The 25336-nt window shown below is 64.5% G+C and carries 17 protein-coding genes; 4 read left to right on the top strand and 13 right to left on the bottom strand.

What is annotated here, in order from left to right; genetic code table 11:
• Nucleotides 1-81: 81 nt before the first annotated feature.
• The 4 genes from MESS4_RS11345 to MESS4_RS11330 all read left to right on the top strand — a co-directional run bounded on the left by MESS4_RS11345 (nucleotide 82) and on the right by MESS4_RS11330 (nucleotide 8244).
• The gene (locus tag MESS4_RS11345; RefSeq protein ID WP_006330119.1) at nucleotides 82-2451 is read left to right on the top strand and encodes an aminomethyltransferase family protein; all 2370 of its coding nucleotides are present in this window, start codon (nucleotides 82-84) and stop codon (nucleotides 2449-2451) included.
• Between the two features lie 231 nt (nucleotides 2452-2682).
• Nucleotides 2683-4392, top strand: a complete 1710-nt coding sequence (locus tag MESS4_RS11340; RefSeq protein WP_006330117.1) for an APC family permease — start codon at nucleotides 2683-2685, stop codon at nucleotides 4390-4392.
• Nucleotides 4393-4593: 201 nt separating this feature from the next.
• Complete coding sequence (locus tag MESS4_RS11335; RefSeq protein WP_006330114.1) at nucleotides 4594-6696, top strand: FAD-dependent oxidoreductase; 2103 nt, start codon at nucleotides 4594-4596, stop codon at nucleotides 6694-6696.
• Between the two features lie 9 nt (nucleotides 6697-6705).
• Nucleotides 6706-8244 carry a trimethylamine methyltransferase family protein gene (locus MESS4_RS11330; protein ID WP_006330113.1) on the top strand — a complete coding sequence of 513 codons (1539 nt, stop codon included), beginning with the start codon at nucleotides 6706-6708 and terminating at the stop codon, nucleotides 8242-8244.
• A 220-nt stretch (nucleotides 8245-8464) separates the two neighbouring features.
• On the opposite strand, the gene MESS4_RS11325 is transcribed toward MESS4_RS11330, so the two are convergent.
• From MESS4_RS11325 to MESS4_RS11265, 13 genes are all read right to left on the bottom strand, one after another.
• Complete coding sequence (locus MESS4_RS11325; RefSeq protein ID WP_006330104.1) at nucleotides 8465-9145, bottom strand: TetR family transcriptional regulator C-terminal domain-containing protein; 681 nt, start codon at nucleotides 9143-9145, stop codon at nucleotides 8465-8467.
• 101 nt (nucleotides 9146-9246) lie between these two features.
• Nucleotides 9247-10809 carry an ABC transporter substrate-binding protein gene (locus MESS4_RS11320; RefSeq protein WP_006330103.1) on the bottom strand — a complete coding sequence of 521 codons (1563 nt, stop codon included), beginning with the start codon at nucleotides 10807-10809 and terminating at the stop codon, nucleotides 9247-9249.
• A gap of 1 nt (nucleotide 10810) precedes the next feature.
• Nucleotides 10811-11839 carry an ABC transporter ATP-binding protein gene (locus tag MESS4_RS11315; protein WP_006330102.1) on the bottom strand — a complete coding sequence of 343 codons (1029 nt, stop codon included), beginning with the start codon at nucleotides 11837-11839 and terminating at the stop codon, nucleotides 10811-10813.
• The gene (locus tag MESS4_RS11310; RefSeq protein WP_006330101.1) at nucleotides 11836-12801 is read right to left on the bottom strand and encodes an ABC transporter ATP-binding protein; all 966 of its coding nucleotides are present in this window, start codon (nucleotides 12799-12801) and stop codon (nucleotides 11836-11838) included. The genes MESS4_RS11315 and MESS4_RS11310 overlap by 4 nt, the downstream gene beginning before the upstream one ends.
• Complete coding sequence (locus MESS4_RS11305; RefSeq protein ID WP_051070871.1) at nucleotides 12798-13685, bottom strand: ABC transporter permease; 888 nt, start codon at nucleotides 13683-13685, stop codon at nucleotides 12798-12800. The genes MESS4_RS11310 and MESS4_RS11305 overlap by 4 nt, the downstream gene beginning before the upstream one ends.
• Nucleotides 13669-14619 carry an ABC transporter permease gene (locus tag MESS4_RS11300; RefSeq protein WP_006330095.1) on the bottom strand — a complete coding sequence of 317 codons (951 nt, stop codon included), beginning with the start codon at nucleotides 14617-14619 and terminating at the stop codon, nucleotides 13669-13671. Before MESS4_RS11300 ends, MESS4_RS11305 begins: the two co-directional genes overlap by 17 nt.
• A gap of 18 nt (nucleotides 14620-14637) precedes the next feature.
• Nucleotides 14638-16647 carry a CocE/NonD family hydrolase gene (locus MESS4_RS11295; protein WP_006330094.1) on the bottom strand — a complete coding sequence of 670 codons (2010 nt, stop codon included), beginning with the start codon at nucleotides 16645-16647 and terminating at the stop codon, nucleotides 14638-14640.
• A 201-nt stretch (nucleotides 16648-16848) separates the two neighbouring features.
• The gene (gene msuE / locus MESS4_RS11290; RefSeq protein WP_036241075.1) at nucleotides 16849-17409 is read right to left on the bottom strand and encodes an FMN reductase; all 561 of its coding nucleotides are present in this window, start codon (nucleotides 17407-17409) and stop codon (nucleotides 16849-16851) included.
• 63 nt (nucleotides 17410-17472) lie between these two features.
• The gene (locus MESS4_RS11285) at nucleotides 17473-17664 is read right to left on the bottom strand and encodes a hypothetical protein (protein ID WP_006330091.1); all 192 of its coding nucleotides are present in this window, start codon (nucleotides 17662-17664) and stop codon (nucleotides 17473-17475) included.
• Nucleotides 17661-19016: an LLM class flavin-dependent oxidoreductase gene (locus tag MESS4_RS11280; protein WP_006330090.1), complete on the bottom strand. Its 1356-nt coding sequence runs from the start codon at nucleotides 19014-19016 to the stop codon at nucleotides 17661-17663. Before MESS4_RS11280 ends, MESS4_RS11285 begins: the two co-directional genes overlap by 4 nt.
• Nucleotides 19017-19164: 148 nt before the next feature.
• Entirely contained in the window at nucleotides 19165-20652 is a 1488-nt protein-coding gene (locus tag MESS4_RS11275; RefSeq protein WP_036241059.1) for an aldehyde dehydrogenase family protein, read from the bottom strand.
• Nucleotides 20653-20783: 131 nt separating this feature from the next.
• Entirely contained in the window at nucleotides 20784-23924 is a 3141-nt protein-coding gene (locus MESS4_RS11270) for an efflux RND transporter permease subunit (RefSeq protein ID WP_006330087.1), read from the bottom strand.
• A 250-nt stretch (nucleotides 23925-24174) separates the two neighbouring features.
• On the bottom strand, nucleotides 24175-25323 hold the full coding sequence (locus MESS4_RS11265; RefSeq protein ID WP_006330086.1) for an efflux RND transporter periplasmic adaptor subunit: 1149 nt from the start codon (nucleotides 25321-25323) through the stop codon (nucleotides 24175-24177).
• Between the last annotated feature and the right edge of the window lie 13 nt (nucleotides 25324-25336).

Raw genomic sequence — 25336 nt, 5'->3', positions numbered from 1 at the left:
AACTCGAGCCTTGCTGCCTATTCTTGCTGCTAAAGTAATTTCACGCATAGGCAAACTTGTTTTTCGAACCGCAAGGCTGAGATGAGCCAGTCGCCCTACCCCGCCATTGCAGCCGGACCGCCCCGGCCAAGCCTGATTCTGCGGCCCGGCCAGATCGCGCTGCCGCCGGGCATGGAGCGCTACACGATCCAGGGCAACGGCGCGGCGCTCATCGAGGTCGAGGCCGGCGATACCTTCACGGTACGCAATGTCGAAGGTGGCCAGGCTTGCGAACTGCTGGCCTGGGACAAGACCGGCGTGACCGATCCCGGCATCTTCGGTGAAAAATCGAACAGCAATGCCGCCGGCATCAAGGCGCTTTTGGCGGAGGGCGGCGACAGCCTAGCTTCCTTGCGCCACGGGCTCGAGCGCCGGCAGGTGCAACTCGATCAGGCCAGGGCGGTGCGCATCTTCGGCGGCGTCACCCCTGCCGGCGCCGAACAGGGTTTTACCGTCGCGCGCGACGGCACGATGCTGATTGCCGCGCCGGGCGGGCCGATGCTGGTCGACGGCCACGACACGGCGACGCCGCTCACTGTCATCGTCCGGCGCGCCACGATCCGGCCGGCGGCAAAGTCGCGGTTGGCCGATCCGCTGGCCGATCCGGTACTCGACCTGCGCGTCCATTCGGCGACGGCGGAATCCTATTTCGTCAAGGCCGGCGGCTATCTCCAGATCATCGATGTCGACGGGCGCCAATGCACCGACTTCCAGTGCTTTTCGGCGCGCAAGCTGGACAAGGGCCGCGACCATCCGCTCGACGTGACGACGACCCGCACGCTGATGGGGTCGAGCTATCCGATGCCCGGACTGCATTCGAAATATTATGACCAGGACATGGAGCCGCTGGTCGAGGTGGTGCAGGACACGTGCGGCCGGCACGATGCCTTCGCGCTCGCTTGCGCCGCCAAATATTACGACGACATCGGCTATCCCGGTCACACCAATTGTTCGGAGAATTTCAACCGCGCACTGGCCGACAAGGGCGTCACGCCCCGCGCGGGCTGGATGGCGATCAATTTCTTCTTCAATACGGCAATCGACGCGCATGGCGTGATGGTGTCCGACGAGCCGTGGTCCCGCCCCGGCGACTATGTGCTGCTGCGCGCGCTGACCGACATCGTCTGCGTTTCCTCCGCCTGCCCCGACGACACGACGCCGGCCAATGGCTGGAACCTGACCGACATCCATGTGCGCACCTATTCCGGCCAGCACAAATTCTCGCGAGCGATCGCCAGACGCATGACGCCCGATTCGGAACCGAAAATGACCCGCGAGACCGCCTTTCATTCGAGCTTTGCCAAGCACACCCGCAACTTCGTCGAATACAGGGGCTACTGGCTGGCCAATTCCTTCGCCAGGGAAGGCGCCATCGCCGAATACTGGGCCTGCCGGCAGGATGCCGTGATCATGGACTTGTCGCCGCTGCGCAAATTCGAGGTCACCGGCCCGGATTCGGAAGCGCTGCTTCAATACACGCTGACGCGCGACATCAAGAAGCTCGGCGTCGGCCAGGTCGTCTACTCGGCGATGTGCTACGAGCATGGCGGCATGATCGACGACGGCACGCTGCTTCGGCTCGGCAAGGACAATTTCCGTTGGGTCGGCGGTGACGATCTTTCCGGCGAATGGCTGCGCGAGACGGCATTGAAGCTCGGCCTCAACGTCCTGGTGCGCTCGTCGACCGACCAGATGCACAATGTCGCCGTGCAAGGGCCGAAGAGCCGCGACATATTGAGGGAGGTTATCTGGACCTCGCCGCTGCAGCCCTCGATCGACGAGCTCGAATGGTTCCGCTTCGCCGTCGCCCGCATCGGCGGCGGCAACGGCATCCCGGTCGTCGTCTCGCGCACCGGCTATACCGGCGAACTCGGCTACGAGGTCTGGTGCCATCCGCGCGACGCCGAAAAAGTGTTTGATGCGATCTGGGAGGCCGGCCAGCCGCACGGGCTGAAGCCGATGGGCCTGCAGGCGCTCGACATGGTGCGCATCGAGGCCGGACTGATCTTCGCTGCTCACGAGTTCTCCGACCAGACCGACCCGTTCGAGGCCGGCATCGGCTTCACCGTGCCGCTGAAGACCAAGACCGACGATTTCATCGGCCGCGAGGCGCTGATCCGGCGCAAGGAACATCCACAGACAAAGCTGGTCGGCCTCGACATCGATGCCAATGCCGCCGTCGGCCATGGCGACTGCGTGCATGTCGGCCGCGCCCGGATCGGCGTCGTCACCTCGGGCATGCGCTCGCCGCTGCTGAACAAGAACATCGCGCTGGCAAGGCTCGATGTGACCCATGCGGCCATCGGCACCGAGGTCGAGATCGGCAAGCTCGACGGCCATGCCAAACGGTTGCCGGCGCGCGTTGTGGCCTTCGCCCACTATGATCCGCAGAAGACCAGGCCACGTTCCTGAGGAGTGCCTCCGGGGCGACCCCGGCGGCATCCATGGCGGCTTCGATGCGGTCTCACACACGTGATGTGTACAAGCTCACAAAACGCTTGACGTGAAAGCGCGGCGGATCAATCTTCACTGTTAAGAAAAAAATACGACTGAGCGGAAACACCCGCAGTCGTTGAAATGACGATGAAGCCTCGCGCAGCCGGGGCCGTCGCCACGGGAATAGCAAATGGGGAAGCCAAACACATGAGCACGATAACCACTGCCATGGCGCAGCCTGCCGAAGGGCAGTTGCACCGGAACATCGACTGGCGCGGCGCCTTCTGGGTGGCAAGCGGCGTTCCCGCCCTCGTCCTGTTTTCGATCGGCGGCATTGCCGGCACCACCGGCACGCTGGCCTTCGCGATCTGGATCGCGTCCATGATCATGGGCTTCCTGCAATCCTTCACCTACGCCGAAATCGCCGGCCTGTTCCCGAACAAATCCGGCGGCGCCTCGATCTACGGCGCCACCGCCTGGCTGCGCTACTCCAAGTTCATCGCGCCGCTCTCGGTGTGGTGCAACTGGTTCGCCTGGTCGCCGGTGCTGTCTCTCGGCTGCTCGATCGCCGCTGCCTACATCCTCAATGCGCTGGCGCCGGTGCCGCTGTTCACCGACACCTCGCCGGAAGTGGCTGCCTATATCGTGGCCCATGCCGGAACCAGCGCTGCCGACGCCATCACCGCGGTGACAGCGGCTGCCACGCCGGCGATCCGCGGCTGGACGCTTTACAGCCATACGCTCGGACCAGTCTCGTTCACACTCAACGCCACCTTCTTCATCGGCGCGGTGCTGATGCTGGTCATCTTTGCCATCCAGCATCGCGGCATCCTCGGCACGGCCAACGTGCAGAAATATATCGGCCTGCTGGTCATCATCCCGATGCTGATCGTCGGCCTGGTGCCGATCTTCACCGGCCAGATCAACTGGGCGAATTTTTCGCCGCTGGTGCCGCTGGCGGCGGCCTATGCGCCCGAGCCCGGCGCGTGGAACATTGCCGGCTGGACGCTGGTGCTTGGCGGCATGTTCATCGCGGCATGGTCGACCTACGGCTTCGAGACCGCCGTCTGCTACACGTCGGAGTTCAAGAACCCCGGCACCGACACCTTCAAGGCCATCTTCTATTCCGGCCTGCTCTGCATGCTGCTGTTCATCCTGGTTCCCTTCACCTTCCAGGGCGTGCTCGGCTTGAACGGCATGCTGGCGACGCCGATCGTCGACGGCTCCGGTGTTGCCGATGCCTTGGCCGGCATGGTCGGTGGCGGACAGCTCATCCACAGCCTGCTGGTGATGCTGATGATCCTGGCGCTGGTGCTCTGCATCATGACGGCGATGGCTGGCTCCTCGCGCACGCTCTATCAGGGCTCGGTCGACGGCTGGCTGCCGCGCTATCTCAGCCATGTCAACGAACATGGCGCGCCGACCCGGGCAATGTGGACCGACCTGATCTTCAACCTGATCGTGCTGGCCATCGCCTCGGCCGACGCGACGAGCTTCTTCTTCATCCTCGCCGTATCGAATTGCGGCTACATCATCTTCAACTTCCTCAATCTCAACGCCGGCTGGATCCACCGCATCGACAATGGCCATATCGCGCGGCCATGGCGCGCGCCGAGCTGGCTGCTCGGCGTCGGCGCGATCTTCGCCTATGTCAACATGATCTTCATGGGCGCCGGCGCCAAGGTCTGGAACCCGATGGCGCTGTGGGCCGGGCTGATCACCGCTGCCCTGATCATCCCGGTGTTCTGCTTCCGGCACTACATCCAGGACAAGGGCAAATTCCCGGATCACATGCTGGCCGACCTCGGCATGAAATCGTCCGATCTCGCGGTAAGAAAGGCGGGGATCCTGCCCTATCTGACGCTGATCGCCGGCGTGGTGGTGATGCTGCTGGCCAACTGGTTTTTCGTCATCTGACGGCAGACTGAATGGATCGCGCGCGTGTCGGCGCACTCGATCCGACCTCCCCTCTGAGCCCACCCTGATAGTATCGGGGTGGGCTTTTTCGTCTCGGGGTAACGGATCGAAGTCCGCCAAGTCACGCAGACCATTGCGTTCCACGACCGGTGCGAATATGCTTGTTGTACGATCGTTCAACAAGCATTTTGCGAAGCCCCGATGCAGTGCAATCCCCGCTACGAGATCCTGTTCGAACCGGTGCGCATCGGGCCTGTCACGGCGCCGAACCGCTTCTATCAAGTGCCGCACGCCAGCGGCATGACAAACGCGCTGCCCCGGGTGCGCGCGGCCTTTCGCGAAGCCAAGGCCGAGGGTGGATGGGGCGTGATCTGCACCGGGGCCTGTTCGATCGACCCCAGCTCCGACGATGCACCGCTGCCTTTCGCCACGATGTGGGACGTCAACGACATCCGTGCGCATGCGCTGATGACGGAGGCGGTGCACCGCCACGGCGCGCTTGCCGGCGTGGAGCTTTGGCATGGCGGCGCGTCGGTGATGAACAGGACGAGCCGCCTGCCGCCGCTGTCGCCGTCCGGAATTCCATGGATGGCCACCCATGTCGGCTTCATGGGCAATCAGCGTCCGAAGACGATGGACAAGGCCGATATAAGCGACGTCTTGAGATGCCAGGCGGACGCGGCGCGCAAGGCGCGCACGGCCGGCTTCGATGTCGTCTATGTCTATGCCGGCATGGGCTATCTCGGCTACGAATTCCTGCTCCCGGAATACAATCATCGCTCCGACTGTTATGGCGGCTCGATCGAGAACCGGGTGCGCTTCGTGCGCGAGATGATCGAAGTCACCAAGGATGCCGTCGGCAAGGACTGCGGCGTCGCCTTGCGGGTAAGTCTCGAGGAATTGCGCCGCAGGCCCGGCCGCAACCAGCTTTCCGAGGCGCATGAACTGGTCGCACTGCTGGCGGACGTGCCGGATCTGTTCGACGTCAAGATGGATTCCAGTCCAACGGACTGTTCGGCGTCGCGCTTCACCGGCGAAGGCAGCCACGAGCCGGTGATCGATTTCGTCAAATCGCTGACGAAAAAGCCAGTGGTCGGCGTCGGGCGCTTCACCTCGCCCGACACGATGGTTTCGCAGATCAGGCGCGGCGTGCTGGACTTCATCGGCGGCGCCCGCCCGTCGATCGCCGACCCCTTCCTGCCCAAAAAGATCCGCGAGGGCCGCGAGGCCGAGATCCGCGAATGCATCGGCTGCAACATCTGCATTTCGAGCTGGCATGACGGCGTGCCGGTGCGCTGCACCCAGAACCCGACCGCCGGCGAGGAATGGCGGCGCGGCTGGCATCCCGAACGCGTCGAACGCACCGACCAACCCGAGCGGATACTCGTTGTCGGCGGCGGACCGGCCGGGCTCGAATGCGCGCTGACGCTCGGCCGTCGCGGCCATGAGGTGACGCTTGCCGACAGCAGCCGCACCTTCGGCGGGCGGCTGACCTTCGAGAAGACGCTGCCCGGCCTCTCGGCCTGGAACCGCGTCGTCGACTACCGCCTCGGGCGTCTCGACGAGATGAGCAACGTCTCGCTCTATGCCGAGAGTGCTCTGGGCGCGGACGAGATCATCGAGCTTTCGCCGGATCGCGTGGTGCTGGCGACCGGCGCGCGCTGGACTGATATGCTCTATTCCTCGCTGGAGATTCCGGTCGGCCGACTCGATCATCCCGATGTTTTCACTCCGGACGACATCGCCGGCGGCCGGCTTCCAAAGGGGCCGACGCTGGTCTTCGATTTCGACAACTACACCATGGGCGGCGTCCTCACCGAGCATCTGGCAGCACACGGCATCCCGGTCAGCTACGTGACCCCGGCAGGCCAGGCTTCGGCCTGGACGATCATGACCAACGAGCTGCCGCTGGTGCATCGGGCGCTGGCGAGACGCAAGGTGGCGGTGACCACTCTGCATCTGCTGAAGGATTTCGACGGCGAGACGGCGACGCTGGCGCATCTGTTCACCGGCGAGGAGGCGCGCGTGGCCTGCCGCTCGGTGGTGATCGTCGGGTTGAGATTGCCGCGCGGTGAGCTCTTCGAAGCGCTGACGGAACGGGCGGACGAGCTTGCGGCCGCCGGCATTCGCAGCGTCGATCGCATCGGCGATGCGCTGGCCCCAGGCGCCATCGCTCATGCGGTCCACAGCGGCCACAAGCTCGCACGCGAGATCGGCGCCAATGTCCGCTGGCAGCCCTACCGCCGCGACACGCCGATCGTCGACGCGGTGGCGGATTTCGACATGCGAACGGCAGCCGAATAGGAGGACGCCATGGAACGCATCACGGCCCGTCGCAGACCCGGCCGCCCGCAGCGCGAGGTTGGCGGCATCGAACAGCGGCCGTGGAAGCAATTGACGCGCCCCTACGCGCCGATCGAGATCCTGTCGGCCGACCAGGTACAGACCATCCACGAGATGGGCCTTACCATCATCGAGGAGATCGGCATGCGGGTGCTGCAGCCGCAGGCGCGCCAGCTCTATCGCGCGGCCGGCTGCGATGTCGACGAAGGCGAGATGCGGGTGCGCTTCGACCGCGCCATGGTCATGGAGCGCGTCGCCATGGCGCCGTCATCGTTCGAGTTGCGCGCCCGCAATCCGCAGAAGAACGTCAAGGTGGGCGGGCGGCACTGCATCCTGTCGTCGGTCGGCGGACCGGCCTATGTCATGGACAATGATCGCGGCCGCCGTCCCGGCACCTATGCCGAGATGTGCGACTATCTGAAGCTGATCCAGTCCTTCAACGTGCTGCACCAGGAGGGCGGCGGGCCGTTCGAGCCGCTCGACCTGCACCAGAACACGCGCCACCTAGACCTCTACTATGCCGAGATCACGCTGCTCGACAAGAACTGGCAGCCGCAGGCGCTGGGCCGCGGACGCGCCATCGATGCGCTGGAAATGGTGGCGATCTCGCTCGGCACGACACGCGAGAACCTCGCCCGGGAGATGCCTGTCTTCACCGGCATCATCAACACCAATTCGCCGCTGCAGCTCGACGAGCCGATGGCCGAAGGGCTGATCGCGCTGGCCGAGCATGGCCAGGTCAACGTCATCACGCCGTTCACGCTGGCCGGCGCGATGAGCCCGGTGACGCTGGCCGGCGCGCTGTCGCAGCAGCATGCCGAGGCGCTGGCCGGCATCACGCTGACCCAGATCGTGCGGCCCGGCGTGCCGGTGATGTATGGCGGCTTCACCTCCAATGTCGACATGAAGACCGGCGCACCGGCGTTCGGCACGCCTGAATACACTCAGGCCGCGCAGATCACCGGCCAGCTGTGCAGGCTGATCGGCGTGCCGTTCCGTTCGAGCAACGTCACCGCCGCCAATTCGGTCGACGCGCAAGCGGCCTATGAGAGCGCGATGTCGCTGTGGGGCTGCCTGATGGGCGGCGCCAATCTGGTGCTGCATGCGGCAGGCTGGCTCGGCGGCGGGCTGACGGCGTCGTTCGAGAAACTGGTCATCGATGCCGAGATGTTGCAGATGATGTGCGCCTATTTCGACCCGCCGGTGGTCGACATCGATACGCTGGCGCTGGAGGCGGTGCGCGAGGTCGGTCCGGCCGGGCACTTCTTCGGCGCCGCGCACACGATGCAGCGCTACGAACGGGCGTTCTATTCGCCGCTGGTATCCAACTGGGACAATTACGACACCTGGGTCGAACGCGGCCAGATCACGGCACGAGAAAGGGCCAATGTCGTCTGGAAACGCATGGTCGCCGAATACGAACAGCCGCCGATCGATCCGGGCATCGACGAGGCCTTGCGCGACTATATGGAGCGCCGCAAGCGCGAGGGCGGCTCGCCGCTGAATTGAGGCGCGAGAAGTTGCGAAGCTGATTTTGAGGCCTTCGCCTGTACACCCACTCTGTCCTGCCGGACATCTCCCCCCAAGGGGGAGATTGGCAGCTTCGCGGACAGCACCCATCCAACAAAGTTGGAGATTGACGAAAGCCGAAGTGACATCCGATCTCCCCCCTTGAGGGGGAGATGTCCGGCAGGACAGAGGGGGGCGAAAGCCACCAACCGACAATCGTTCAAGCGCTCCGAAGCAGGCCCACCTGCGCCTCGAGCATCTCGAAGCCAGCGGCCTCCGCGGCCTGAGGCGTCACCACGCTTTCGTCGAGGCACCATTCGAGCCAGAGCCCGTCGACCAGAGCGATGAAATTGCGCGCCAGTGTCGGGGCATCGACATCCCTGCCGCGCGGCACTGCCACCGCCGCGATGTCTTCAGCCAGTTCAGCCCGGTAGGCATCATAGAGTTCGCGATGGGCCGCCTTGAGACGCGGGTTGACGGCGATCTCACCCCATAAAGAGAGCCAGATCAGCAGGTTGTCGCGACTGAAATAGTCCGGCGAGAAGTTGGACTGCACCAGGGCGGCGAGCGACGCCTCGGGCGGCCAGTCGGATTTCTCGGCGCGGCGGTGCTTGGCCTCGGCGATCTGGTTGTTGACGCTGGCGTAGAGCGAGGATTTGTAAACCTCGACCAGAAGGCCGTCGCGGCCTTCGAAATGGTGGTTGATGAGGCCCCGCGACACGCCGGCCTCCTTGCAGATGCGGTCGACCGTGAAGGCGCCGATGCCGCCGACCGACAGGCACCGCGTCGCCGCCTCGATCAGCATGGCGCGGCGCACATCCGGCTGCTCGCGACTGAAGCGCGGCGGCGATTTCTTCGCGCCGCGCTTCCGTTTGGCAATTGCTGGTCCGGCTTCCGTCATAGGCTCCAGCTAATCGATCATGGCTTTCGTGTCCACGGGCGACAAGAGCTGATTGACCATGATCTTTTCCGAAAACCGGCTTCCACTTTTCGGGATCATGGTCATGCCTTCTTCTTGAACAGCACCGGATTGGGATGGCCGTCGGGATAGATCACCGGCTCGAAACTGGTCTTGTGGATGACGACCAGCGGCTGGTGGCAGATGAAGACGAAGCCGCCGGACTGCTCCATCAAATCCTCCATCCGGTTGGACAGGGCGACGCGCTTGGCCTGATCGCTTTCCCCCACCAATTGCTGGTAGCTGGTCTCGAATTCGGGGCTGTCGAAGCCGGACCAGTTGTAGGCGCCGATCTGGTCGGGGCGGAACCAGACCAGGTTTTCGGACGGGTCGACGCCGCCGGCGAAATCCATCAGCGCAAGGTCGATGTTCTTGTAGCCGTCGCCTTGCGTCTTGTCGCCAACACCCCAGAAGGCGGCCTCGTCATAGGGCTGGATCTCGACCTTGATGCCGGCCTGCTCGAGGCTGGCCTGGATGATCTGCGCGGTCGCCGTGCGGATGGAATCGTTCATCACGGTCAGGGTCAGAGACAAGCCGCTGACGCCGGCTTCAGCGAGCAGTGCCGCTGACTTTTCATAGTCCGGCGCCGCGATCAGATTGCTGGCCCGCGCGAATTTGGTGCCGGGCTGGACGACGCCGGTGGAGCGTTTGGTGAGGTCGTCATAGACGCCGGTGAGAACCTGGCCGACGTCGACGCCATATTGCACCGCTTGGCGCATCTTCAGGTCCTTGAGGCGCGGGCTCAGCATGTTGATGGTCAGCCAGACATAGCGGGTCGACTGCGCCTCGATCACCGTGGTGTTGGCGGGTGGGCTGGCCTTGACCGCCTTGGTCGCCGAAATGGCGATCTTGGTGTATTCGAAGGCGTCGGCCTCGTAGGCCAGCTGTGCTGCCTGATCGTCGGCGACGATGTAGATCTCGACCTTGCCGAAATCCGGCTTCGGCCCCGGCCAATCCGGGTTGGCGGTCAGCGTCACCTTCTGCTTCTGCTCCCAATTCGAGAAAAGATAGGGGCCGCAAGTCGCCGGCGGCTCGGTGGTGAACTTGCCGCCGGCCTTCTCGGTGCCGGCCCGGCTGATGATATGGCCGCCATAGTAGGGCAGACTGGTCACGAAGATCGGCTGGTACGGGTCCTTCAGGTGGATGATGCCGGATCTGGCATCGACGACTTCGACCCGTTCGAGCTTTTCGAACTGGTAGGCCCAGGGCGACGAAAGCTTCGGATCGGCGATGCGCTCGTACGAGAATTTCACGTCTTCGGCGGTGACGGGGCCAAGACCGTTCGACCATTTCAGCCCGTCGATCAGGGTGAAGGCGATCGTCTTCGGGTCGGTCAGCTCGAGTTTCTCCGCGCCCCAGAGCGACCATGGCGAGCCTTCCCTGAGGTCGCCAAGACGGTTCAGCGACACGTAGATGCCGCGCATCATGACATCCTCGATGCCGCCGATCATGAAGGCAGGATCGAGCGTCTGCAGGTCGCCCTCCATGCGGATGCGCAGCGTGTCGCCGTCGGCCGACCAGGCAAAGCCGGGTTTCATAGCGAGGCCGGCGCCGAGCGCGCCGGCCGCTTTCAGGAATGCACGTCTGTCGATGTTCCATCGTGTCATGTCAGTTTCCCCTTTGGTTGGTGGAAGCGCGTGAGAAGGCTTCCCGTTCTTGCCCGCCTGTCTCCAGCGGGAAATGGCAGCGCACCATTCGGTCCGCGCCGATCTTTCGATAGGCTGGCGCCTCGGCTTTGCAGCGGTCGCGCGCGATCGGGCAGCGTGTGTGGAATTCGCAGCCCGAGGGCCGCCGAAACACGCTCGGAATCTCGCCGTTGACGGCGGGGTTCTGGCCGCGCCGGCGCGGATCGGGTATCGGCTCGGACTGGATCAGCGTCGCGGTATAGGGATGCATGGGCGAGGAAAACACGTCTTGCGTCGGCCCCGTCTCGACCAGCCGGCCGAGATACATAATGGCCAGCCGATCGCTGACATGGCGGATCATGGCCAGATTGTGGGTGACGATGATGGCGGCGAAGCCGAGTTCGCGCTTCAACTCGCCGATCAAATTCAGCACATCGCCTTGCACGGAGACATCGAGGCCGGCGGTCGGTTCGTCGGCAAGCAGCAGATGCGGCTTCATCGCCAGCGCGCGGGCGACGCAAACGCGGCGCGCCTGCCCGCCGGAGAGTTCATGCGGAAAGCGGTCGACGAAGGAGGCAGGCAGGCCGACCAGCGCCAGCAGTGCCCTGCCCGCGGCACGGCGGTCCGGCATCGGCACGCCTTGGATCACCTGCGGTTCGGTGAGCAGCGTGCCGATGCGCAGGCGCGGACTGAGTGAGGCGACCGGGTCCTGGAACATCATCGCCGAGCGCCGGCGCATGGCGCGGAAATCGGCCTGGGTCTTGACGTCCCTGCCCTCGAAGGCGATGCGGCCGGCGGCGGCTTGCACAAGGCCGAGGATGGTGCGGGCCAGCGTGGTCTTGCCGGACCCGGATTCGCCGACCAACCCAAGCGTCTCGCCCGGCATCAGCGACAGCGTCACGCGATCGATGACGTTGAAGCTCGGCAACGGGAACGGATTGATCAGTCGGTTGAGCAAGCCACCACGGGCGAAACTGACCGACAGGTCTTCGACGGCGAGCAAGGGGCTCATGGCGTCACCGCATGGCAGCGAGCGACATGCGAGGCGGACAGCTTCACCAGCGGCGGCGCGATAGTGCCACATGGGGCAAAGGCACGGTCGCAACGCGGTGCATAGACGCAGCCGCAGGGCGGCGCGGTGAGGTTGGGCAGCACGCCGGGGATGGTCGGCAGCCTGTCCAGCCGCTCGTGAAAGCGAGCCGGATCGCAGGCGAGCAGCGCTTGCGTATAGGGGTGCCTGGCGTCGTGGAAGATCGCATCGACCTCGCCGCCCTCGACCACCTCGCCGGCATACATGACATAGACCCGGTCGCAGAGTTCGGCGATGACGCCGAGATGGTGCGAGACGACGATGATGATGCCGTTGTATTCGCGCCGGAGTTCGCGCAGCAAATGGATGATCTGCGCCTCCATGGTCACGTCGAGCGCCGTCGTCGGCTCGTCGGCGATGAGCAGGCCGGGATCGGTCAGCAGTGCCGCGGCGATCGCGACGCGCTGGCGCATGCCGCCGGAGAGCTCGTGCGGATAGCTCTGCATGCGCCGTTCCGCGTCCGAGATGCCGACGCGGCCAAGCATGGCGGCGATCCGCGCCCGCTTCCGCGCCCGGCCGATATCCTTGCGGTGGTGCTGGAAGTCGACGAGCTGGTCGCCGATGGTCAGCACCGGGTTGAAGGCGGTCATCGGGTCCTGGCTGACCAGCGCGATTTCGTCGCCGCGCAGCAGGCGCTGGCGGTGCGCGTCGAGCTTCGCCAGGTCGACGCCGTTCCAGGAAATGCAACCATCGATGCGCGCGTTGGCCGGCAAAAGGTTAGCCAGGGCGGTGACCAGCGTGGACTTGCCGCAGCCGCTTTCGCCGACGATGCCGATGACCTCGCCGGGATGCGCCTCGATGTCGACATGGCGCAGTGCGTGCACGCTGCCATGTTGCGTCTCGTAGCGGACGCTGAGATCGCGGGCGGCGAGCGCGCCGGTCATGCCGGCCTCCGCAATTGCAGGCGCGGATCGAGATAATCGCGCAGGCCCTCGCCGAGGAAGGTGAAGCCGAGCGTGGCGAGCACCAGCGGCAGGCCGCCGAAGATGACCATGAACGGTGCGGCGCGGATGCTGGTGTAGCCGTCATAGAGGATCGAGCCCCAGGACGGCGTCGGCGGCCGCACGCCAAGGCCGAGGAAGCTCAGGCCGGCTTCGACCATGATGACGACCGGAATATCCATCGACAGAAGGATGATCAGCGGGCCGACGACATTGGGCAGCAGGTGGATGAAGATGATGCGCGCCGCACTCGCATCGAGCAGGCGCTCGGCGAGGATGTAATCGCTGTTCCTCAGCGCCAGCGTTTGCGCCCGGATCAGCCTGGCATAGCTCGGGAACGAGGTCGCGGCGATGACGATGATCAGCGTGCCGGTGCCGGCGCCGAGCACGGTGATGATGGCGAGCGCGAACATGATCATCGGCAGCGAGTTCAGGCTGTCGAAGGTCAGCACCAGGATGGCGTCGAGCCAGCGCGGCCCGTAGCCGGCTATCAGCCCGAGCAACAGGCCGATCGCACCGGCTATCGCGACGGAGACCATGGCGATCGTCAGCGCCGTGCGTGCGCCGTGGATGACGCGCGACAGGAGATCGCGGCCGAGATGATCGGTGCCGAACCAGTGCGCGAGCGATGGCGGCTGTAGCTTGTGCAGGACATCGATCTTGATCGGCGAATAGGGAGCCAGCCACGGCGCGAAGACGGCGGTGATGAGGAAGCCGGTGACCAGGATCAGCGCCACGCAAGTGAACGGATCAGCGAGCAGTGCGCGCAATAGCGGAAACCGTTGTCGGTCCGGCGTGGAGAGCGAGGCGTCAGCCACGGAAGACATCGCGGACCCTCGGATCGAGCCGCGCGATCAGAAGATCGGCGGCGATGGTGATGGAGACATAGATGGCGGTCATGATCAGCACCGTGCCCATGACGACCGGATAGTTGCGGGTGTTGACGGCGTCGGTGATCAGCTTGCCGATACCGGGCCGGGCAAACACCGCCTCGACGAAGACGGCGCTGGACAAGATGCTGCCCAGGCCCACCGCCACCAGCGAGATGGTCGGGATGATGGCGATGCGCAGAGCGTATTTGGAGACGATCTTCCATTCCGGCAGGCCGAAGGAACGCGCCGTGCGGATGTGCGGTTCGCCCATCACCTCCATCATCGAGGCGCGCACCATGCGGGCGATGTAGCCGATCCAGCCGAGCGCGATGGCCGCCGCCGGCAGCACCAGCGCCCTGGCCTGGCTGGCGATGTCCCCGGCCTCGCCGGCGCCGATCGCCGGCAGCCAGCGCAAGGTGACGGCAAAGAGCAGCAGCGAATAGATGGCGACGACGAAGGACGGCACGGCGATGACGCCGACGGAGAGCACACCGATGACAGCATCGGCAAGCGTGCCGCGCCGCATGACCGAAAGGCAGCCAAGCGGCACGCCGATGAGAAGCGCGACGGCGAGCGCGGTCAGGCCGAGGATCAATGTGTTCGGCAGTGCCTCCATGACCAAGGTCGACACCGGCCGGTTCGACCAGACGTCGTAGCCGAGATTGCCGGTCAGCGCGTTGCGGAAGAATTCGACGATCTGCCACCACACCGGCTGGTCGAGCCCCATGCGCTCTATCAGAAGCCTTTTCAGTTCCGGCGTGGCGCGCGGACCAAGCGCTACACTGGCAGGATCGCCGGGGACAAGGAAGACGGCCGCATACATGGCGACCATGACGAGGACGAGTATCAGGAGGCCGAGACCGATGCGCTTCACTGCATATGCAAGCATGGCCTCCCTTCCCTCCCCTCAGGCAAAATCGCGCCTGATGCGCCGCGTTGCCGAGGCGCTGTGGACAAGCTTGCCCCGTTCTCGCGCCTCGAGGCGCCAACTCAGATTGAAATGCGTCTCGTCCGCCGTCAGTTCGGTGCGCGCTGTCGCATCGGTGTCGGCATCGGCGCTGGCGATGGCCCAGCGGTATTCGGTGACGAGCCTGGCCGACTGCGGATCGTCGGCGCATATGCTCATCGTGTCGCTGTTGGCCGAGGACACGGTGATGTTGCGATCGTCGTAGCGCCTGCTGCCATGGTCGGAGGTCAGCGCGATGGTCTGGACGCCAGAGCCGACATCGTCGGTGACGATGCGGCGATCGAAGCCATCTTCCAAAGTCGTGGTCGGAACCGGCGGCGCGGTTTCGGCCGGCTCGAAGCGAACGTCGCGGTCGCGCGGCGATGGCGGGCGCACCGGCAGAACCATGCTGCTGTCGCCGCTGACGATCGACAGCGTCGACAGTTTCGGCTGCGGCCACAGGATAGGCCAATGCTGGTTGGCCAGCGACAGCCGGATACGATGACCCTTGGGCACGGTGCGGGCAAAATCGTTGAGCTTCAGCCGCACGGGGAAAGGCGTTCCGACCGGGCATGGCGCCGGATGCTCGTGGCTGTCGCGATGGCTGAGGTTGAGCACACCATAGGTCATCAATGCCGAGGTGCCGTCGGGATAGACGTCGCAGAGCCGGGCGGCGAGGTTGACATGCGGCTGGTCGACGGCGACGAGCAGTTCCAGTTCCGGCGCGCCGAGCAAGGTCATGTCGTCGTCCAGCGGTCCCGTGTCGAAGCACAGCGCCAGACCGTCTTCGCGGCGCTGGTCGATCGCCATATCAGGACAGCTGCCGCCATAGCCGCCCCAGCGGCCACAGTCGCGCCCGGCGGTGGCCGGCGAGCGCACGGAAAGCGTTGTGCCGGGTAGAGCCTCACTGCCCAGCCCGGCGGCATTCAGATGCAGCTTGCGGCGCTCGATGCGCGGCGACGGCCACGCGTCCTCCGCAGCCCACGACCCGGCATGATCCGGGAGATAGAAGGATTGTGGACGCTCTTCGCCGGTGATCCAGACGCGGTAGGGCGGCTCATCCATGATGCCGGTCTCCTCATCGCACAGCCAATGACGCCACCAGCGCAAAGCTTCCTGCAGATAACCGATCAGCGGACCCGGCGCGCCGCGGCAGGGATAGGCGTGCGACCACGGCCCGACGATGCCAAGCTTGGGTCCCGGCAAATGTTCGAGCAGACGCGGCACGAAGTTGGAGTAGCTGTCTTCCCAGCCGCAGACGGCCATGACCGCGCATTCGATCGCGGCATGATCTTCGCAGACCGACCCCTGACGCCAATAATCGTCGCGGCGCTGATGCGCGAGCCAGATTTCCGACAGCGAGCTTGTTGCCTCAAGGCGCCTGGCCCACATGGCGCGCCAGGCGTCGCCGACAATCTGCGGATCGGGCGCCATCGCCTTCTTCACCAGCATGAAGTTGGACCACATCTCCTGCTCAGTCAGCAGCGCGCCGCCCATGTAATGGATGTCGTCGGCATAGCGGTCGTCGGTGGCGCAGTTGATGATGATGGCCTTCAAGGCGAGCGGCCGGCGCGCCGCCACCTGCAGCGCATTGAAGCCGCCCCAGGAAATGCCGGTCATACCGACATTGCCGTTGCACCAGGGTTGCGCGGCCAAATGGGCGATGATTTCGCAGGTATCCTCCTGTTCGCGCGGCAGATATTCGTCGGCCAGATCGCCGTCGGAATCGCCGGAGCCGCGAATGTCGATGCGCGCGCAGGCGATGCCATGGCCGGCGAGCCAGGGATGGATGTCGATGTCGCGCGCCACGGTGCCGTCACGGCGGCGATAGGGCACCATTTCGACGACGACCGGCACCTGGGCGTCGGTGCGCGGGCGCCACAGCGTGGCGGCGATGCGCGTGCCGTCGAGCAACGTGATCCAGAGCGGATCGACGGTCTCGACGGCAAACGGGAACTCGGTTCGTACCACGGCAGGTACTCGTTAAATCACCTTGTTGAACGTTCGTACAACAAGGTGATTCAAGGCGCAATCCCGCTGCCCGCTTTTTGTCCTTCCGGTGCGACTGCGCGTCCCGACCGCGCCCGCAAAAGACGCGGCAGGCCGGTTTTGCTTCACATAGTAGTCAGTGATTAAGTGCGGGATGGTTACGGCAGGCCTAAGCGCCGGCAGCTATTCGGCGGCGACCCTTGCGCGCGACCGGCCGGCAAGCGCTGCACCGACATCATCCACCGCCAGTCCGACCCGTGCCCTGATGGCCTCGGAGGCCAGAATGCCGTCGACGAAATCCTTGTCCGAAGCATAGACGGCGGTCGGCAGCGCAAAGGCCTCGAAGAAACCGAACAGCGGCCGCAACTGATGCTCGACGATCAGCGCATGCCGTTCGCCGCCGCCGGTCGCCGCCAGCACCACCGGCTTGCCCTTGAGCGCCGTGGGATCAACGAGGTCGAAGAAATGCTTGAACAGGCCGGTATAGCTGCCCTTGTAGGTGGGCGAGCCGACGACGAGCACGTCTGCCGCGGTGATGCGCTTCAGGATCAGGCCTGCCTGCGCATCGAGGTCGCGCGCCCATTTCGCACCGCCGAGGCTGGGGCCAAGGTCGACGACGTCATAGGTGCTGGCCGCCAGGCCATATCTACCCGAGATCTCCGTCACGATATGATCGACGAAGCCGCGGGTCTTCGACGGCCGCGTGAAATTACCGGAGAAACCGACGACTGCCGGATTGGTCATGGCGGAAAGCCTCACGATCATTTTGGGCTACCGCCCGACTGGGATTGGGCTGCCAGCCCGACTTCAATGTCCATAATTTTTATAGACATTCCGATCGAGTGAAAGGAATGGATGCTCGCCACGGCCGAAAACCGTGGATAATTTTTCTGTTTGCGGCGGCGTCGAAAAAAGAGAGCCGCCGCTTGCCTGCGTATGGGTGACCCATATCTCGATGCCGTCGACGCCATCCGAGCAACGCATTTCGTTCGGTCTCATCCCGCCTTGCGGATCGCGGCTTCCTCGCCTTCAAAGAAGCGGTTCGGCGGACGCTTCAGGCCGAGATTTTCGCGCAGCGTCGATCCCTCATACTGCCGCCTGAAAATGCCGCGACGCTGCAGCTCAGGCACCACCTTCTCGGCAAAGTCGTCGAGCCCGGCGGGAAGATAGGGGAACATGATGTTGAAGCCGTCGGAACCTTCCGTGGTCAGCCATTCCTCCATCCCGTCGGCGATCGTCTTTGGCGTGCCGACGAAGGCGAGGCCGGAATAGCCGCCCAGCCGCTGCGCAAGCTGCCTGACGGTCAGGTTTTCCTGGCGCGCCAGTTCGATGACGCGTTCGCGGCCACTCTTGCTGGCGTTGCTTTCGGGGATTTCGGGCAAGGCTGCGTCCGGGTCGAAACCCGATGCATCATGGCCGAGCGCGATCGACAGCGAGGCAATGCCGCTCGCGTAATAAACGAGGCTGTCGAGCCTGGCCCGCTTGGCCTGCGCTTCCTCGACGGTGTCGCCGACAATGACGAAGGCGCCGGGCAGGATCTTGATGTCGTCGCGCGACCGGCCAAGCCTTTGCGCGCGACCTTTCACATCGGCGAAGAAGCGCTGCCCGGCCGCGAGATCGGCATGGGCGGCAAAGATGACCTCCGCCGTTTCGGCCGCCAGTTGGCGTCCCGCCTCGGAGGCTCCGGCCTGAACGATGACCGGCCAGCCCTGCACCGGCCGCGCGATGTTGAGCGGCCCCTTGACCGACAGATGTTCGCCCTTGTGGTCCAGCACATGCAGCCTGGCCGGATCGAAATAAAGCCCGCTTTCGGTGTCGCGGATGAAGGCATCGTCGGCAAAGCTGTCCCACAGGCCGGTGACGACATCGTAGAATTCGCGTGCGCGCCGGTAGCGCTCATCATGCTCGACATGCTCTTCGAGGCCGAAGTTCAGCGCCGCATCGGGGTTGGACGTCGTCACGATGTTCCAGCCGGCGCGACCGCCGCTGATATGGTCCAGCGAGGCGAAACGGCGGGCAATGTGGTAGGGCGCATCGAAAGTTGTCGATGCAGTTGCCACCAGCCCGATATGATCGGTGACGGCGGCCAGCGCCGATAGCAGCGTGAATGGCTCGAACGACGTCACCGTGTGGCTGCGCCGCAGCGCCTCTATGGGCATGTTGAGCACGGCCAGATGGTCGGCCATGAAGAAGGCGTCGAACTTCGCCGCCTCCAATGTCCGCGCGAAGCGCTTGAGATGCGCGAAGTTGAAATTGGCGTCGGGATAGGCACCCGGATAGCGCCAGGCGCCGGTGTGAAGGCTGACGGGCCGCATGAAGGCGCCGAGCCGCAATTGCCTGATATCTGCCATGGGAAACCGCACCGGATGAGGACTTGCTGGATGAGGGCGGGCGTTGCCGCTCCTATATCAACGCAGGATCGGACGGCTTTGCGGCCCTGGGAAGGAATTCTGTTTTGCAGAACCTGCGATGCGGAGTATTTTTCTACGGGCAGAGCGCTCAATCGATCTTGATGAACACGCTCTTGGTGTTGAGATATTCGTCGAGGTGCTCGGCGCCACCCTCGCGGCCGTAGCCGCTCATCTTGTAGCCGCCGAAGGGCACGGCCGGATCGATGGCGTGATAGGTGTTGACCCAGACCGAGCCGGCGCGGATCTTTCGCGACAGCTGATGCGCGGTCGAGACGTTGCGGGTAAAGACCCCGGCGGCGAGGCCATAGGGGGTGTTGTTGGCCCGCTCGACTGCCTCCTCCAGCGTATCGAAGGGCAGCGCCGAAATGACCGGGCCGAAGATTTCTTCACGCGCAATCTTCATGTCGTCCGAGACGCCGGCGAAGACTGTCGGGGCGATAAAATTCCCGGCGGCGAGCGCACCTTCTGTCAGGCGGGCGCCGCCGGTGACGAGAGTCGCACCCTCCGCCGCTCCGACGTCGAGATAGCCAGTGACCCGCTGCAACTGCTTCTCGGAAACCAACGGGCCGATTTCGGTTGCCGGGTCGATGCCGTCGCCGATCCTGAGGCCCTTGGCGTAGGCCGCCAGCCGCTCGACGAATTCGTCATGGATGGAGCGCTCAACGAACAGGCGCGAGCCGGCGATACAGATCTGGCCGGAATTGGCGAAGACCGACATCGCCGCCACGGGCACGGCTTTCTCAAGATCGGCATCCGCGCAGACGATGACCGGCGACTTGCCGCCGAGCTCTAGCGAAACGCGCTTGAGATTGCCGGCCGAGGCACGGACGATCGACTGTCCGGTCGCCGTCGAGCCGGTGAAGACGATCTTGTCGATGCCCATATGCTCGGCAAGCGCGGCTCCCGCCTCGGCGCCGGTGCCGGTGACGATGTTGACGACACCTGCCGGCACGCCGGCCTCGTTCATGATCTCGGCGATCAAAAGCGGCGTCAGCGGCGCCTCTTCCGACGGTTTCAGCACGATGGTGCAGCCTGTCGCCAGCGCCGGCCCGATCTTCCAGACCGAGGCGGCGGTCGGCGCGTTCCAGGGGATGATGGCGCCGACAACGCCGACCGGCTCCTTGCGGGTGAAGGAGACGATTTCGCCCGGCAGCGAGTTTTCGATGGTCTCGCCATGCAGCGCCGTCGCCATGCCGGCATAATAGCGCAGCATGCCGATGACGCGGTTGCGGTTGGCCAGGGTGCGCACGATCGGCATGCCCATGTCGGTCGTATCCGACCGGCTGATCTCTTCCCAGTGCTTCTCGAAAAGGTCGGCAGTTCTGAGAAGCAGCACCTGCCGCTCATAGGGCTTGAACCGGCTCCACGGCCCGTCGAAGGCCTTGCGCGCCGCGGCCACCGCCAGGTCGACGTCCTGACGGTCGGCGCGCGGCACGGTGGCGATGACCACGCCGGTCGCCGGATTGCGGGTCTCCATGGTCTGGCCGGAGCGGGCATCGACCCAGGCGCCATCGATGAACATCTGGCGATGGCGTCCGTCGATCGGCAGGCGAAGTTCTGTCGAGGTCTGAGCCATGGTCAAGATCTTCCTCCTTGTGACAGGCGGGCACATGGCCGCCCTGCAATGGAGGACGCCACAACGCCGCACGTCAGACGTACGGCGTTCTAGCATTTTTTTGATCGGCGCATCCTATGCGCCAGCAGGGATCACTCGGCCGCGAGGGCCAGTTGCGGCCTTTCGCTTTCTTCCGCCTGCCCTGTCTCGGGCGCCTGCTCGGCAGCCTTCTTGGGCTCCCTGCCGAAGAACAAGGCGTAGCCCGCCGGGAGGACAAGGATGGTGAGCACGGTGGCGACCAGGATGCCGCCCATCATGGCATAGGCGAGCGGACCCCAGAAGACGCCGCGCGAGATTGGGATCAGTGCCAGCACCGCCGTCAGCGCCGTCAGCACGATCGGCCGGAAGCGGCGGACCGCCGAGCCGATGATGGCCTCGGAGCGCTCCATGCCGGCGGCGATGTCCTGATCGATCTGGTCGACCAGGATGATCGAGTTGCGCATGATGATGCCAAGCAGGGCGATGACGCCAAGGATGGCGACGAAACCGAACGGCGCGCCGCTGATCAAAAGTGCCGCCGCCGCGCCGATGATGCCGAGCGGGCCGGTCGCCAGCACCAGCATCGCCTTGCCGAAATGCTGCAACTGGATCATCAACAGCACCACGATGACGGCCAGCATGATTGGAGCTTTCGCGGCAATCGAGGCCTGGCTTTCCGCCGAATCCTCGGCACCGCCCTGGATCTCGATGTTGTAGCCGGGCGCCAGACCGTCGCGCAGGCCCTTGATGTCGTTGTACATCTTGGTGACGACATCGTTCGACTGGACGCCGTCCGGCAGCGTGGCGCGCACGCTGATGGTCGGCAAGCGGTCGCGCCGCCATTCGATGCCCTGCTCCAGCACCGGCACGACCTTGGCCACCTGCGACAGCGGCACGAAGCCGCCGAAATCGGTCGGGATGTAGACCGAATCGACCGACGACAACAGCTTGCGGCTTGCCTCCGGCTCGCGGGCGACAATGGAAACCGTCTCCTCGCCGTCGCGGAAATCGTCGAGCGGCGCGCCGGACATCGTCCCCTGCAGCATCTGGCGGATGCGCTGCGAGGTAACGCCGAGAGCGCGGGCACGATCCTGGTCGATGACCAGCTTCATCGCCGGCACCGGCTCCAGCCAGTCGTCGTGAACGGCGCCGAGCAGCGGATTTGCCTGGAACTTCGCCTTCACCTCGTCGGCGATGCGGCGCACCTCCTGGCGGTCCGGACCCATGACGCGCATCTGCACCGGCCAGCCGGTAGGCGGACCGAGGAACAGGCGGTCGACCTTGGCGCGGATCGACGGGAAGTCCTGCGCCAGGATCGTCCGCAGCTTGACAATCAGCCGTTCGCGGGCCGGCTCGTCCTTGGCCATCACCAGGAGCTGGGCGAAGTTCGGATTGCGCAGCTGCTGGTCGAGCGGCAGGAAGAAGCGCGGCGCGCCCTCGCCGATATAGGTGGCGATGAAGCGCTTGTCCGGGTCGTCCATCATCCTGGCCTCAAGCGCCTTGGCCTGCGTTTCGACCTCCTTGATGCTGGTGCCTTCCGGCAGCCAGAGGTCGACAAGGATTTCCGGACGCGACGATTGCGGGAAGAAGTTCTGCGGGATGAACTGGAATGCCCACAGGCTGGTGGCAAAGGTCATCAGCGTCATGACCAGCACGATGATGCGGTGGCGCACGGCCCAGCCAACGGTGGCACGAAGCCGGCGGTAGAAGCTTGTGTCGAAGGCATCGTGATGGCTGCCGGCATGCTTTCGCTGCTTGAGGATCATGTGGCCGAGCCATGGCGTGAAATAAACCGCCACGAACCAGGACACGACCAGCGCGATGCCGACGACGTAGAACAGGGTGCGCACATATTCGCCGGCGGTCGAGGCGGCGAAGCCGACCGGAATGAAGCCGGCGGTGGTGATCAGCGTGCCGGTGAGCATCGGGAAGGCGGTGGAGGAATAGGCGAAGCTCGCCGCTTCGATCTTGACCAGTCCTTCCTCGAGCTTTCGTTCCATCATTTCGACGACGATCATGGCATCGTCGACGAGAAGGCCGAGCGCAATGATCAGCGCGCCGAGCGAGATGCGCTGCAGATCGATGCCGAGTTCGTACATGATGGCAAAGGTGGCGGCCAGCACGAGCGGAATGGTGATCGCGATCACCAGGCCCGAACGCCAGCCGATCGTCAGGAACGAGACGATGAGCACAATCAGCAGCGCCTCGCCAAGCGCCGCCATGAACTCGGTCACCGCATCCCTGACGACTTCCGGCTGGTCGGAAATCTGGTCGACCGCAACACCATAGGGCAGCGCCTCTTCAAAGCGCTGATAGGTCGCCTCGACGTCGTTGCCGACATCGGTGACGTTGAAGCCCTTGGCCATGACGACGCCGAGCTGAACGCTGTCGTGGCCGTTGTAACGGTACTTGCGCTGATAGGGGTCTTCGAGGCCGGAGGTCACGGTCGCGATGTCGCCCAGCCGCGTCACCTGGTTGCCGGCGCGCAAGCGAAGTTCGCGGATGTCGGCAGCCTTGGTCACGTCGCCCTCGACCGAAATGCGCACCGAGTTCGTGCCGGTTTCGACCGAGCCCGCCGGATCGACATTGTTCTGCCCCTTGATCGCGTTCTGCAGATCGGTGAGCGTCAGGCCGCGTTCGGCCAGCGTCTTTGACGAAACGTCGATATAGAGCTTCTCGGGCTGGTCGCCGATGATGACGGCCTTTTCGACACCGGGCGTCGTCAACAGCATGTCGCGCGCCTGGATGGCGAATTTCTTCAGCTCGGGATAGCTGTAGCCATCGCCGCTGATCGAGTGGAGCGTGATGAAGGTGTCGCCGAACTCGTCATTGAAGTACGGGCCGAGCAAGCCTTGCGGCAAGTCGCCAGCGATATCGCCGACCTTCTTGCGCACCTGGTAGAAGGCATCCGCCACCTGCGCCGGATTGGTGTCGCCCTTGATCTGAACGGTGATGATGGCGCTGCCGGCGCGGGTATAGGAGCGGACGAAATCGAGAGCCGGCGTCTCCTGCAGTTTGCGCTCGATCTTGTTGACGACCTGGTCCTCCATCTCCTGGATCGAGGAGCCCGGCCAGACGGCCTGGACGACCATGACGCGGAAGGTGAAATCCGGGTCTTCCTTCTGGCCCATGCGCATCAGGCCGAGCGCGCCGGCAATGATGATCAGGCCGAACAGAAATCGCGCAATGCTCGGGTGGCCGATTGCCCAGCGCGAAAGATTGAAAGGCCGCTTTTCAGTGCTGTCGGTGGTCATGACGCCAGTCCTGTTCAATTGTTCGGCAGCGCACTCGGCTTGCTGCTCATGAATTTTCGATCTGGCTTCCGGGCGGCGAGGCTTTCCGAGCGGAGAGACACTCGTCGTGGTGGGGCACGAGGATCGATGTGGGGGGTACATCGACCTCGCGTCTCGACAATCGGGCACTCGCCGCCCGGAAACCATGACCCACTCAACCCGTGGCTTGCGCCTGGACGTTCACAAGTGGGGCTTTCATTTCGCCTGAGCCTCAGCGCAAGCTGCTGGTGGTGTCGCCGTCATTCTCGGCCGACGCGGACTGCTGTGCTGCATCGCCGGAGAGCTTTACTTTCAGATTCTCGGTCATGAACTGCGTTCCGGCGGCGACGACGACGTCGCCGGGCTTCAGCCCTTCGGCAACACGCACGCCGTCGGCCGCGAATTCGGCGACCTTGACCGGCCGTGCATGGACGGTGTCGCCGTTGCGGTCCACGGTCCAGACGATCTGTTGGCCATCCTTCTGCGCCAGTGCGCTCAATGGAATTGCAACGCTTTGCAGGCTGTTAGCCACCGAGGCTTCGATCGTCGCGGTCATGCCGAGAAGCACGCGCGGATCGTTTGGCAGGCTGACACGAACGGCAAAGGTACGCGATTGCTGATCGGCGCTGCCCGCGACCTCGCGGACCTTGCCGTCGAGCGTCAGCGCGTCATCGGACCAGAAGCCCGCCTTGACGTCCTTGCCCGGCTTGAACTGGGCGATATCCATTTCCGGGACGGCGATCAGCACTTCCTTTTCGCCATCGACCGCAACGGTTACAACCGGACTGCCGGAGCCGACCACCTGGCCGACATCGGCGGCAACTGATGTGACGATGCCGTTCCTGTCCGCCTTGAGGTCGGTGTAGAGGACCTGATTTTTCGCCTGATCCAGCGATGACCGGGCGGAATCCCGGGTGGCGACCGCCTGATCGTAGCTGAGGGTCGCCTGTTCGAGCTGCGATTTCGACGAGACGTTCCTGGCAAACAACTGTTCGGCGCGGCGGCGGGCAAGGCCTGTTGTCTCGACGGCCCTTTCGGCGGCATCAAGTGCCGCCTTGGCGCTGCTGACCGAGAGCTCGTAGTCGGCGGGATCGATGCGGGCGAGGACATCGCCCGGCTTCACCCGCTCGCCGATATCGACCAGGCGCTCGGTGATCTTGCCGTTGATGCGGAAGCCAAGATTCATCTCGGTGCGGGCACGCACCGAGCCGGAGTAGGAGAGCTCGCGGGTGTCGTTCGCCTTGGCGATCTCGACCACCTTGACCGGGCGGATGATCTCCTTGACTTCCGCCTTTTCCTGCGAGCAGCCGGCGAGCCCGAGCGTGGCGACGATCAGGCCAGCGACTGGCAGCCTGCGGATGATGGAACTGGACAAAGACACTTTAGCACTCCTG

This window comes from Mesorhizobium sp. STM 4661 (genome assembly GCF_000359125.1).
Classification (GTDB): Bacteria; Pseudomonadota; Alphaproteobacteria; order Rhizobiales; family Rhizobiaceae; genus Mesorhizobium.
This window is presented reverse-complemented; position numbering and strand designations above follow the sequence as displayed.